The sequence below is a fragment of the Yersinia mollaretii ATCC 43969 genome (assembly GCF_013282725.1).
GTDB classification, from domain to species: domain Bacteria; phylum Pseudomonadota; class Gammaproteobacteria; order Enterobacterales; family Enterobacteriaceae; genus Yersinia; species Yersinia mollaretii.
This window is the reverse complement of sequence record NZ_CP054043.1, coordinates 2703222-2715408: the sequence shown is the minus strand read 5'-3', so window position 1 is coordinate 2715408 and position 12187 is coordinate 2703222. Positions and strand designations below refer to the sequence as shown.

Genomic DNA, 12187 nt, shown 5'->3' with positions numbered 1-12187 from the left:
GCCAATCTACTACCCTGCTGCACTCAATAATTCCAATAAATTGTCATGTAGTAGAGGAAAGCGTGAAGAATCGCACTCTGGGCAGTATATTTATCGTTGCAGGGACCACTATTGGTGCAGGCATGTTGGCAATGCCACTGGCGGCGGCCGGGGTGGGTTTTGCTGTCACCCTTGCCTTGCTAATTTCCCTTTGGGTATTAATGTGTTACACCGCCCTGCTGTTAGTTGAGGTTTATCAACACGAAGCGGCAGATACCGGACTGGGAACCTTAGCTAAGCGCTATCTGGGTCATCGGGGGCAATGGCTCACTGGTTTTAGCATGATGTTTTTGATGTATGCGCTGACTGCGGCTTATATCAGCGGAGCTGGCGAGTTGCTCGCCACCAGTATCAGCCAATGGACCCAACAGTCGTTTCCCACTTCCCTTGGCGTATTGCTGTTCACGTTAGTTGCCGGTGGTGTCGTTTGTATCGGCACCCATTCAGTCGATCTATTCAATCGCATCTTATTTAGTGCCAAAATTATCTTTTTAATTGTGATGCTGGCACTGATGATGCCGCATATCGAAAAAACCAACTTATTGACGTTACCACTGGAACAGGGGCTGGCGCTCTCTGCGATTCCGGTGATTTTCACCTCATTTGGCTTCCACGGCAGTGTGCCGAGCATCGTCAATTATATGGGTGGCAATATTCGTAAGCTGCGTTGGGTATTTATTATCGGCAGTGCTATTCCGCTGATTGCTTATATCTTCTGGCAGTTGACCACTCTCGGGGCTATTTCGTCCCAGACTTTTGTCGGTATTCTGGCGCAACAAGCCGGATTGAATGGTTTATTACAAGCGGTGCGCGATGTTGTCGCCTCACCGCACGTGGAACTGGCGGTCCATCTGTTTGCTGACTTAGCGCTGGCCACCTCCTTCCTCGGGGTGGCGTTAGGGCTGTTTGATTATCTGGCCGATCTGTTTAAGCGCCGTAATTCAGTCCGTGGCCGCCTGCAAACTGGCGCAATTACCTTTACGCCACCTTTGCTGTTCGCGCTATTTTACCCTCGAGGTTTTATTATGGCGCTGGGTTTTGCCGCCGTCGCATTGTCGGTATTGGCCTTAATTCTGCCTGCCATGCTGGCGTGGAAAGCGCGTAATATCCATCAGGGAAGCTATCGGGTTTGGGGTGGGAAACCCGCACTGGCGGCGGTATTTGCCTGCGGCGTGGTGGTGATTGGTATTCAGGTAGGGATTGTCACAGGCGTATTACCCGCCGTCGGATAATTCAAGCCACAAATACAATAAGGGCGCATATCCAGCAAGGAGTGCGCCCTTTTATTTAAGCAAGTATTACCAATATATTAGCCAAAGTCATTGGTGCTACAGCTAGGCGGCAAACGAGAGCACCCCGATGAGCTGACTCAAGTCAGTGATTCGGGTAAACGAATGCAGCCAACAACGCTGTAGCGCCAAGAATAAAAGATATTAGCCAAAGTCATTGGTGCTACAGCTAGGCGGCAAAAGAGTGCATCCCGATGAGCTGACTCAAGTCAGTGATTCGGGTAAACGAGTGCAGCCAACAACGCTGTAGCGCCAAGAATAAAAGATATTAGCCAAAGTCATTGGTGCTACAGCTAGGCGGCAAACGAGAGCACCCCGATGAGCTGACTCAAGTCAGTGATTCGGGTAAACGAGTGCAGCCAACAACGCTGTAGCGCCAAGGACGCAGGATAATTAGAAATTCAAACCCGCGCCGATATACACCCCATCCGCTACGCGATTATCCCGCTTCCCTTCTTTACCTTCCATATTGATGTAACGATAGCCGACATCCACGGTCAGTGGGCGGAAGACATTCCAGCGCAGGCCGCCGTTGGCTTCGCTATAAGATTTCATGCCGCTGGTCAGCTCTTCAGGGGCAAAATAGCCCTCACCGTACAGGGTGAATGATTTGTTGATGGGGTAAGTTAACCCGCCACCAATCGCCACCGCACCGCCACTGCTACCGTCTTCCGGTGACATATAGATGCCTTTACCGCCTACGGTTGCCATCAGCGGACCCAGCGGGAGATTGAAACCCAGCCCCAGCCCATAGATATCACCGTCGTGATCACTGCGCGCCCAGTTACCACTGATCGCTAATCCGCCGGTGTTGGTGCCCATACCAAACCCTAAGTTGGTGTAATCACGCCCAGTTTCGGCGTTAAAACTCACTGCGCTGGCAGAACCGGCCACAAACAACAGGCTCGCTGCACACGCGATCAAATGCTTATTCATATTTTTCTCTCATTATTCGTGATGTCACCCGTGAGCAGATTGCGGCAAACAGGTTTCCCTGCGTCGAGTTTAACCGAAAGAAAGATCATAAACACACGTAAAAAACGATTAAATAACACAGCATTTCAAATGATTGTAAATATCTATTCGATTGAGGCTCTTTATGTTAGCAATGGTAATGATAAGGCGTACCTATTTGCTGAAAGCAGCCAATAAGGCTACAACTAGTGTGGAGATCAACGAATGACCCCCTGTTGTTGTTTAAATTATTATCTTGTCAATCAGGCTTTTGGCGAAATGTAATGCTTTTAAACACCCGAGAAATCAGTCAATTCAATAGCAATAATGGAGAGAATGATGAGCAAAAAGAAAGGATTAACCACTGCGGCGGGCGCGCCCGTTGTTGATAATAATAATGTTGTTACTGCTGGCCGACGTGGCCCGATGCTACTGCAAGATGTGTGGTTCTTGGAAAAACTGGCCCATTTCGATCGTGAAGTGATCCCTGAGCGCCGTATGCATGCCAAAGGCTCCGGTGCTTACGGCACATTTACTGTCACCCACGATATTACCCAATATACCCGCGCAAAAATTTTCGCTGAGATTGGCAAGCAAACCGAGATGTTTGTCCGCTTCTCAACGGTAGCTGGTGAGCGTGGTGCCGCCGATGCTGAACGTGATATTCGTGGCTTCGCCATGAAATATTATACTGAGGAGGGGAACTGGGATTTGGTCGGCAATGACACCCCGGTGTTCTATTTACGCGACCCGCTGAAATTCCCTGACCTGAACCACGTCGTTAAACGTGATCCGCGCACCAACCTGCGTAACCCTACCTATAAGTGGGATTTCTTCTCCCAATTGCCCGAGTCGCTACATCAGCTTACGATCGATTTCAGCGACCGTGGCCTGCCAAAATCATATCGTCATATGCACGGCTTCGGCAGCCATACCTTCAGCTTTATCAATGCTAACAATGAGCGTTTTTGGGTTAAATTCCATTTCCGCTGCCAGCAAGGCATTGAAAATCTTATGGATGACGAGGCTGAAAAACTGGTCGGGAGTGACCGAGAAAGTTCTCAGCGTGATCTGTACGAAGCCATCGAGCGCGGTGATTTCCCGCGCTGGAAGCTACAAATTCAGGTGATGCCAGAACATGAAGCCTCCCAAACTCCGTATAACCCATTCGATCTGACCAAAGTGTGGCCACACGGTGATTACCCGCTGATTGACGTCGGTTTCTTCGAGCTAAACCGCAACCCGGAAAACTACTTTGCCGAAGTTGAGCAATCTTCATTCAACCCCGCCAACGTGGTGCCCGGCGTGAGTTTCTCCCCTGACCGCATGTTACAAGGCCGTCTGTTCTCTTACGGTGATGCTGCGCGTTATCGTTTAGGGGTGAACCATCATCAGATCCCGGTGAACAGTGCTAAATGCCCGTTCCATAATTATCATCGTGACGGTGCAATGCGCGTTGATGGTAACAGCGGCAATACAGCCACTTACGGGCCAAACAGTTTTGGTCTGTTCCAAGAACAACCTGATTTCAGCGAGCCACCATTAACACTGGAAGGTGCGGCTGATCACTGGAATCACCGCGAAGATACCGATTACTTTTCCCAGCCACGGGCGCTGTTTAATTTGCTGAGTGCTGAAGAGCATCAGCGGATGTTTGCCCGTATTGCGGGTGAACTGTCACAGGTTCCGGAGGAGATTCAGCGCCGTCAGGTGGCGTTGTTTAGTCAAGTGCATCCAGATTATGGTGATGGGGTGAGGAAGGCGCTTGGATTAAATTAAATTTTTGCTTATGTTTATGGCCCCTCAAATGAGGGGCTTATTTTTTTAAAAAGTTATTTTAGTTCAAGGGGATCAGTGATTGGTTCGGTTGATATTTGATCGGAGCTGGTTTCGGTTGATATTCGCTCGGTGCTCACTTGACCTCCCCAGCCTCAACCGAGTCGGGCCGCAGGGCGGCGGCCCAACACCCGCGCCTTGCGCGAAATATTGCCCTGCGGGTAAACCTCCCACGTCTTTCGGGCTGACGAGTCAGCGCGCTTGGGCATCCTTGCCCAAGCGCGCTTTTCGCGGGCGTCCATGCCCGCTCACTCTACCCTCCATCCTCGTCGGCAATATTCCTGATTGCGCTTAACATCAAAAGCCAAAAACCGTGGTTTTGACTTTGGTGTTAAAAGCACATTTGAGCTGCCAAGTGAAGAGAGAAGGCAAGGAAAACGGGCAGGACGCCCGTTTTAGGCGTCATGAGCAGGGATGCGAATAAAGCCGTCCGTCAGCCGAAACGATGAGCGAGGGTACCCACGAAGTGGGCAAGCGATACGTGCGCAAGCGCGGGGATTCCAAAGGGGTCACGCGCTTGTGACCTCTTTGGCGGTTGGGGCATAGGAGACCAAGTGAGCATCGAGCTTATGTCAACCGAACCGATCATCGAGTCGAATATCAACCGAAACCTGATCCGATCATAAATTGAATTGAATTAAATATTTGCCACAAAATCAATAACTCGCCGCCTCGATACCTTAATCCCCTCCCCTTTGAGCGCTTCCGGCAGACGATAAAACGCCACGGGCCGTTGGAATATTGCCAGTTGTGGCGCTAACCAATCCGCTAATGCCGCCTCGTTTACGGTTTCATCCGCGTCGATAACCGCCACTGGGCGGTGGCCGAATTCAGTGTCAGCAGCCGGGACAACAAATGCTTGCTGCACTCCTGGATACTGCAACAAAATCCGCTCGATATCCTCCGGCTGAATCCCCTCGCCACCACTGAAAAAGAGATTATCGAGCCGCCCGAGAATACGCAGCTCGCCTTGCTGCCATTCACCACGGTCGCGGGTATGGAACCAACCATCATCATCGCATATGGGTCGTAACTGCCCCTGCTGCCAATAGCCCGCCGCGAGGCAATCCGCTTTTACCCACACTTCACTCTCCACCAATTTGACCTCACGGCGCGCGAGTGCCACACCGACACCGGGCAGGTCATCAGCGCGTTTGGCACACACTGTTGACGCAGCTTCAGTCAAGCCATAACCGCACCAGCAGCGGATACCACGAGCCTCCGCCTTTTCTGTCAGCTCAGTTGGGATCATCGCCCCGCCCAACAGCACCTCTTTCAGGGTTAATCTCGCGCCCTCACTTGCCAATAATCGCCATAACTGGGTGGGGACCAGCGAGGCGTGGCTGCATCCGGTTAATGCTTCCGCCAGCGGCACCCCCTCTTGCACCGCCAAGGTGGCACCGACACTTAACCAGCGCCAGACAATACCCTGGCCTGAGACATGAAACAGCGGTAACGATAACAACCAGCTATCTGTTGCGCCGAAACTCATCAGCTGTAACACGCCATCCGCACTGGCTAAATGGGCAGCCACGGTATGCACTGCCGCTTTGGGCAAGCCCGATGAGCCGGAGGTGAGGGTCAGGGTCGCCAGCCGTTGGTTATCCCATGTTGACGTGAGCGCTGTCGGATTATCCCTGCTCAGTGCCAGTGGGGGAAAAGCGCAGTGCGGCGGTAAGGGGGCGGCCAGATTCAGCATAAAATCGATATTTAGCTGAGGTAGAAGCTGTGCCAGCAGCGCGTCGGGCAGTTGCGGATTGAGCGGCAGCACACGGGCGGCGCACTGCAATGCGGCCAGATAGGCCAGCAACAGCGAATAACTGTTTTTACCGCGCAGCACCACCCCACTGCCGGGGGTGACGCCTTGTTGCTGAAAACCGGATGCCAGATCATCAATATCAGCCACCAGTTGTTGCCAACTGATCGGTTGCGACCCCGCACGAATAGCTATCGCGTGGGGCTGTAGATTGGCCCAATGCCGCCATGGAGATGAATGCTGACCCAGCCAATCATTCAGCTGCGCCATAGCACATCCAGTTGATCCGCTGTCACTAGCGGCAAAGTGCTCTCCGGCCATGGGCGCAATAGCTGTGCCTGCATCAAATCCAGTGTATCCAGCCCCGGCACGGTTGATGGCGTCAGCCAATGAGCTAAACGCGCCAGTTGGGTCAGGCCCAGACTCGACTCGATACTGGAGCTGATCACCGCGACCAAACCCGCGTGATGCGCTTGTTGCACCAACTGCTGGCAGCGGGCAATACTCCCCACCAGCATCGGCTTGATCACAATCGCGGCGACACCCGGCTCAGCTTCAACCTGAAAATCAGCTTCGCGCACACTCTCATCCCACGCAATAGCGATCCCCGTGTCGCGAGCAAATTCGCGGGACTCCGCACGGGTTTTGCACGGCTCTTCCAGAAACGCAATGCGTGAGCGCAGCTCAGGATTGACATATTTGGCGAAACCATCCGCTTTGGCGCGCGTCCAACTGCGATTCGCATCCAGCCGCAGTGTCAAATCGGGCAAGGCCTCCAACAGCACATTGACGATCATACCGTCGCGCACCGCCTCATACAGCCCCACTTTTACCTTAGCGACTTTCTCACCCGGCAGCGCCTGTAGCACCGCGAACAGCTCATCGGGATCACCAGTACAGAGTGGGGCTTTGCGGTAATCCGCCGCCAGCGGCAAGCTGTGATCAAGCTCCGCCAGTGCGCAGCTCAGGCCGAAAGCCACGGAAGGCAGCGCACCGAGATCCGCTGATTCGCCCTTCACCCAACTTTGCAGCCAGCTCGTCGCCGCCGTTTGTGCTTCAGCCAAAGTTTCCTGACTGAACTCCGGTAAGGGGGCAATCTCCCCCCAGCCGGATTGCTCGCCCTGCTGCAACTTCACCAACAATCCGTCGCGATTTTTCAGCCGCTGATGGCGCAGGATGACCCCCGCGTCCATCGGTATGCTGTAGCGATACAGTGTGGCCGCGCGCATTACGGATTACGCTTGAATTTGCTGAAGTCCGGCTGGCGTTTTTCATTGAATGCATTGCGCCCCTCCTGACCCTCTTCGGTCATATAGAACAGCATGGTGGCGTTACCCGCCAGCTCTTGCAGGCCCGCTTGACCATCGCAATCCGCATTCAGTGCCGCTTTCAGGCAGCGCAGTGCCATTGGGCTGTTTTCCAGCATTTCACGGCACCAGCGCACGGTCTCTTTTTCCAGATCAGCGATCGGCACCACGGTGTTGACCAGCCCCATATCCAGCGCTTGTTTGGCATCATACTGGCGGCACAAGAACCAGATTTCGCGCGCTTTTTTCTGGCCGACAATGCGCGCCATATAAGCTGCACCCCAGCCGCCGTCGAAGGAACCCACTTTTGGCCCAGTTTGGCCGAAGATGGCATTATCTGCCGCGACAGTCAGGTCGCACATCATGTGCAATACATGACCGCCACCAATGGAATAGCCCGCCACCATGGCGACAATCGGTTTCGGGCAAGTACGGATTTGGCGCTGGAAATCCAGCACATTCAGATGGTGAGTCCCGGTAGCATCCTGATAGCCGCCGTAGTCGCCACGGACTTTCTGATCGCCGCCGGAACAGAATGCTTTGTCGCCCTCGCCGGTCAAAATGATCACGCCGATATTGTCATCATAGCGAGCATCAGCCAGCGCCTGAATCATCTCTTTCACCGTCAGCGGGCGGAATGCGTTACGCACATGAGGGCGGTTAATGGTGATCTTGGCGATACCATCGCTGGATTTGTGATAGCGAATATCTTCAAACCCGGCGGAGCAATCTTGCCAATCAATGGCGGCGTACAGTTGTTCTTCGCTCGGATAAAGCATAGTAAGCATTCCTTTAACGGGAGGGTGGTGAAAATGTGGACTGAGATAGAAATGAAAGCACTTGCGCGGCAAATGCACCGGGGTTAGCACGGTGAGCATTGTGTCCGGCACGGGCCAGTGTGCGTAGCGGCAACTGATGCTGTTTCGCCAGTTGCTGGAATTTATGATCGCGCTCGCCGCACAGATAGGTGTAAGGAACGCGGAGCCGCTGCAAGGCGGGCAAGAGCCATGGCTGATGCCCCAATGAGGTTGCTTCGAGCATATCCGCCACGGCGGAGCCGATATTGTCGGCACGCAATGAGACTAACTGCTCGCGTTGGGGGGCATCCAAGTCAGCAAATACGGCTTGTTGATACCAGTCGGCCAGCACTTGTGGCAGCGGTTCGAGGCGAAAACGCTGCGCCCATTGCTGGTCATTTTGTAGACGCTGACGGCGTAACTCATCACTCTCCAAGCCGAGGTTCCCCCCTTCGATCAGTAATCCCTGCAAGCCAGGATGGCGACCATGACAGGCGTGATACATCGCAATTCTGCCGCCTAAAGAGTAGCCTGCCAGCCAATATTCGCGAATGCCGTTAGCCTGCAATGTTTGTGCTAACTGGCGGCTGACATCAGCAAAACCGAGGGTAGTCAGGTGGGCAGATTTACCGTGACCCGGTAGGTCAACCAGCAGCGAGGGGTAGTCACCACACAATTCGGCCACCGGCAGCCAATCCTCGCCACTTCCCAGCAGGCCATGCAACCACACCAGCCACGGCCCCGCTGGTGGCTGCGCGGAAGATTGGGGATTGGCGACGAGTTTACGACACGCCAGCGTCATAATTGGCCCACCTGTTGTACCAACTGTTGCAGTGTTTCGGCCCCCTGACTGGGCGGCACTGCTATCTCGATCAGTGTCACGCCACCTTGTAACCAGCACTGCTCGACCCGCTGCTGTAGCGCGAGCCAGCTCTCAGGGCGAGCATAGTTTAGGTTGAACATGGCGGCGGCATGTTCAAAATTGACATTTTGCGGCATACAGTAGAAGCGCTGACGATCGGCTTCGGGTGTCGGCAGCAGAGAGAAGATCTGCCCGCCATTGTTGTTCACCACCAGCAGCACCATCGGAGCTGAGCTTTGGCGCAATAACGCCAGTGCATTCAGGTCATACAGGGCGGAGAGATCACCGACAATCGCCAACGTCGGTTTGGCGGTGGCGCGTTGAACCCCCGCCGCCGTCGATAACAGGCCATCAATGCCGCTGGCACCACGGTTGCTGTAAACCGGATACCCCACGGGCAGTTGGCCCAGAGCATCAATTAGGCGAACAATCAAACTGTTGCCGACAAAGAGCTGGCCGTTATCGGGCAACAGTGCCGCCAATTGGTGCGCCACTGCGGCTTCGCTGAACTGGTCGTTGAGGGTTTCAGCCACATGAAATTGTGCTTTTTGCGACCACTCAATGAGTTCAGCGGCCCAAGGAGCACGGCGCTGCGCGGGGTGCTGCTCCAACCACGCATTCACCGATGATATTATTCTGCGGCCACGGTGATTGGCCGGATCAAGGCGGCCCGGTAAGTTATCCACCAGCCAATACTCTTGTGGCTGGCACTCTGCCTGCCACTGCAACAGCCGTTTGCCCGTGAGGCTGCTGCCCAATTGCACCACCACCTGTGCCTGACTCAGCACCTGCTGTGCCTCTGGACGCCCCAGCCATAAATCAGCGCAAGGCAGCGGTTGCCCGGTTTGCGATAACACATCGCCAATCAGTGGCCAGCCCAGCAGTTCTGCCCATTGCGCCAGTTGTGCCCCCTCTTCTGCCGTCATGCGCCCGGCGATCACCACCCCGCGTTTTTGCCGCCAGAAAAACCAATCCGGCTGCGGCATCGGTGGTTGATAACCTGATTGGCGTAGCCACGGGTGACTGTCTTGCCACCAGTCGCCCAAGGAGGCAGACCAGTCGGCATAGCACTCTTCATCGCCGCCATAGAGCGGTTCGGCAAAGGGGCAGTTAATGTGCAAGCCACCATGATCTAATTGCGCCATCGCGCTATCGAGGGTCGCCACCAGCCAACGGGCAGGAATATCCGGCGTGGGCCGAGGCAGATTGATGCTGACGGTGGGGTGGCTGGCAAACAGCCCTTGCTGGCGGATAGCCTGATTGGCTCCGCAGTCGATCAGCTCCGGCGGGCGATCAGCGGTCAGGAAGATCAGCCGCTCGCCGGTCAGCCCCGCTTCGATCAGGGCCGGATAGAGATTGGCGGCGGCCGTGCCGGAGGTCACAATCACCGCCACGGGTTCACTGGAGGCTTTCGCTAATCCGAGCGCCAAATGGCCCAGACCGCGCTCATCAAAGTGAGTATGGCAAACCAGCGACGGATTCGCCGCCGCCGCTAAGGTTAACGGTGTCGAGCGGGAGCCGGGCGCAATACAGATATGACGCACACTGTGGCGCGTTAACGCCTCGAGTAGCAATGCCGCCCAACGACGGTTAAAAACACTTATCGACATGGTTCGCCCAAAAGTCAGTTAACAGACACTTCGACCCCGACAGTCAGCATGAGGAACGCCATCTATCCTCTGAAAAAGCCCGGAGTGGCTGAGTAGTGGTTAAAATTCTATCTCTCTTTCTATCTCTCTATACTTCTACCGTTCTATACCAGAAAAGTGCTCTGAATAGCCGATGAATCCCAGTTTACACCTGCCACTGGGGTGCCACAATCGCCCACATAACAAGTGCGGTTAATTGCACCTGTTACTGATTATGCGCTTGTGGGTGAGAGTCCAGCAAGGTGCGTAATCCCGCTGATTTATGGTTAATTTCTTGCCACTCCAGCTCAGGGTCCGATCCGGCCACGATACCGGCTCCGGCATACAGATTGACCCATTTATCCTCTACCCATGCCGAGCGCAGCGTGACACTGAATTCCGACTGTTGCAGTGAAAGGTAGCCCGCAGAACCCGCATACCAGCCACGGGGAAAAGGCTCATTTTCGGCAATAAACTGGCGGGCGATATTGCGCGGTAAACCCGCTACCGCCGCCGTGGGTTGCAGCCGTTGCAGGCACTCGGTGTCACTGGCACGATTGAGCTGGGCGTGAATGCGGCGGCGCAGATGCTGCACTTTACGCAAGCGAATGATTTCGGGCGGCATGACATCCACCGCCGCGACACCGCCTTGTAGGCGCTGGCAAATGTCATCCACTACTAGCAAATTCTCGCGCAGATTTTTTTCATCCTGCATCAACCAATCAGCCAGCACGCGGGCTTGCTGATGGTCATCATCATTAGAGGTCGTGCCCGCTAAAGCTTCTGTTTCCAAGTGCCGTTTCTGGCGCAAATAGAGACGCTCAGGGCTGGAGCCTAAAAAGGCCCGCAAGGCATCAAAGCGCAGCATAAAGTGGAAACAGTGGTGGTTGACCTGACGGCTGGCCGCCATAAAGGCGCTACAAGACAAGGGTTTATCGAGTGTTAAGCGGGTCGAACGCGCCAGAACCACCTTTTCCATGGTCTGCTGTTCAATGTTGCCCAGTGCCTGCTGAATCAGATGGCACCATTGCGGATATTCCGGCATATGGCTGGCATTTTGGACCTGAACATCAAGAACAGGGAGTGGCTTGGCGGCGACCAGTTGGTCAATAAAGGCGATAGCCAGCAACGCATCTTGCTGTAGGGAGAAATCACTCGCCAGATTGAGGGTCACGTAGGTTTGATGACCACGGCGCAAAATCTCAATGCGGGGGAGAAACAGAAAACTGGTCTGCGTCTGTTGCACGGCGCAAGCGTCGGTGTCAGCGGAGGGGACAACCAAGCTCACCGGCTCGAAGGCATTTAGCCCCCAAATCCGTAGCCCACTGGCATCACTATTTTGCTTTATCAGCTCATGCTGCTGGATAAAGGCATCCGCCGATTGCACATCGTTAAATTGGCGGGTTTGACCACAGACGGCGGCCTCTTCATGGCCTTCACGGTGATGCCAATAAAATTGAGGAAAATGGCATTGTGCAGCCAGCCACTCCAGCAATTGACTCCCCACCTGACCCGATGCGGGCAAGATAATTTGCCGAATACCTGCCTGGTCAGGGAAACCGGCACGTAACTTTTGCCGTAATTCGCCCAACAAACCAGAAAGTTGTTTCACGACCACCTCGGCAAATCAACATAAAGAGTGGGATTATACGGGCCGTGAATAATAATAAAAGTCTGATTCAATAGTTATTGTTCGTTATCACACTAATATTTGATATT

At 54.2% G+C, this 12187-nt stretch carries 10 protein-coding genes; 2 read left to right on the top strand and 8 right to left on the bottom strand.

Annotated features, from left to right (window positions below; translation table 11 throughout):
• Nucleotides 1–62 precede the first annotated feature (62 nt).
• The gene (gene tyrP, locus HRD69_RS12025) at nt 63–1271 is read left to right on the top strand and encodes a tyrosine transporter TyrP (RefSeq protein ID WP_004875331.1); all 1209 of its coding nucleotides are present in this window, start codon (nt 63–65) and stop codon (nt 1269–1271) included.
• Nucleotides 1272–1721: 450 nt separating this feature from the next.
• Here tyrP and HRD69_RS12020 read toward each other — a convergent pair whose 3' ends face one another.
• The gene (locus tag HRD69_RS12020) at nt 1722–2264 is read right to left on the bottom strand and encodes a YfaZ family protein (RefSeq protein WP_032815672.1); all 543 of its coding nucleotides are present in this window, start codon (nt 2262–2264) and stop codon (nt 1722–1724) included.
• Between the two features lie 357 nt (nt 2265–2621).
• On the opposite strand from HRD69_RS12020, the gene HRD69_RS12015 reads away from it, so the two are divergent.
• Nucleotides 2622–4061, top strand: a complete 1440-nt coding sequence (locus HRD69_RS12015; RefSeq protein WP_172984644.1) for a catalase — start codon at nt 2622–2624, stop codon at nt 4059–4061.
• A gap of 152 nt (nt 4062–4213) precedes the next feature.
• Here HRD69_RS12015 and HRD69_RS12010 read toward each other — a convergent pair whose 3' ends face one another.
• The 7 genes from HRD69_RS12010 to menF all read right to left on the bottom strand — a co-directional run bounded on the left by HRD69_RS12010 (nt 4214) and on the right by menF (nt 12080).
• Nucleotides 4214–4360, bottom strand: a complete 147-nt coding sequence (locus tag HRD69_RS12010) for a hypothetical protein (protein ID WP_172984581.1) — start codon at nt 4358–4360, stop codon at nt 4214–4216.
• Between the two features lie 395 nt (nt 4361–4755).
• On the bottom strand, nt 4756–6144 hold the full coding sequence (gene menE / locus HRD69_RS12005) for an o-succinylbenzoate--CoA ligase (RefSeq protein ID WP_032815108.1): 1389 nt from the start codon (nt 6142–6144) through the stop codon (nt 4756–4758).
• On the bottom strand, nt 6132–7103 hold the full coding sequence (gene menC, locus HRD69_RS12000) for an o-succinylbenzoate synthase (protein ID WP_004876264.1): 972 nt from the start codon (nt 7101–7103) through the stop codon (nt 6132–6134). Before menC ends, menE begins: the two co-directional genes overlap by 13 nt.
• Nucleotides 7103–7960 (bottom strand): 1,4-dihydroxy-2-naphthoyl-CoA synthase, encoded by an 858-nt coding sequence (menB, locus tag HRD69_RS11995; protein ID WP_032815107.1) that lies wholly within the window; start codon nt 7958–7960, stop codon nt 7103–7105. Before menB ends, menC begins: the two co-directional genes overlap by 1 nt.
• Before the next feature lie 13 nt (nt 7961–7973).
• Nucleotides 7974–8783, bottom strand: coding sequence for a 2-succinyl-6-hydroxy-2,4-cyclohexadiene-1-carboxylate synthase (gene menH, locus HRD69_RS11990; protein ID WP_152412110.1), 810 nt, complete (start codon nt 8781–8783; stop codon nt 7974–7976).
• Nucleotides 8777–10450, bottom strand: coding sequence for a 2-succinyl-5-enolpyruvyl-6-hydroxy-3-cyclohexene-1-carboxylic-acid synthase (gene menD, locus HRD69_RS11985; protein ID WP_004876262.1), 1674 nt, complete (start codon nt 10448–10450; stop codon nt 8777–8779). The genes menH and menD overlap by 7 nt, the downstream gene beginning before the upstream one ends.
• Nucleotides 10451–10694: 244 nt before the next feature.
• Nucleotides 10695–12080, bottom strand: a complete 1386-nt coding sequence (gene menF / locus HRD69_RS11980) for an isochorismate synthase MenF (protein ID WP_004876260.1) — start codon at nt 12078–12080, stop codon at nt 10695–10697.
• Nucleotides 12081–12187 lie beyond the last annotated feature (107 nt).

Coding starts and splice junctions, on each gene's coding strand:
- menC (WP_004876264.1), bottom strand. CDS start 7,103: ATGCGCGCGGCCACACTGTATCGCTACAGCATACCGATGGACGCGGGG.
- menB (WP_032815107.1), bottom strand. CDS start 7,960: ATGCTTTATCCGAGCGAAGAACAACTGTACGCCGCCATTGATTGGCAA.
- HRD69_RS12015 (WP_172984644.1), top strand. CDS start 2,622: ATGAGCAAAAAGAAAGGATTAACCACTGCGGCGGGCGCGCCCGTTGTT.
- menE (WP_032815108.1), bottom strand. CDS start 6,144: ATGGCGCAGCTGAATGATTGGCTGGGTCAGCATTCATCTCCATGGCGG.
- HRD69_RS12010 (WP_172984581.1), bottom strand. CDS start 4,360: ATGGACGCCCGCGAAAAGCGCGCTTGGGCAAGGATGCCCAAGCGCGCT.
- menD (WP_004876262.1), bottom strand. CDS start 10,450: ATGTCGATAAGTGTTTTTAACCGTCGTTGGGCGGCATTGCTACTCGAG.
- HRD69_RS12020 (WP_032815672.1), bottom strand. CDS start 2,264: ATGAATAAGCATTTGATCGCGTGTGCAGCGAGCCTGTTGTTTGTGGCC.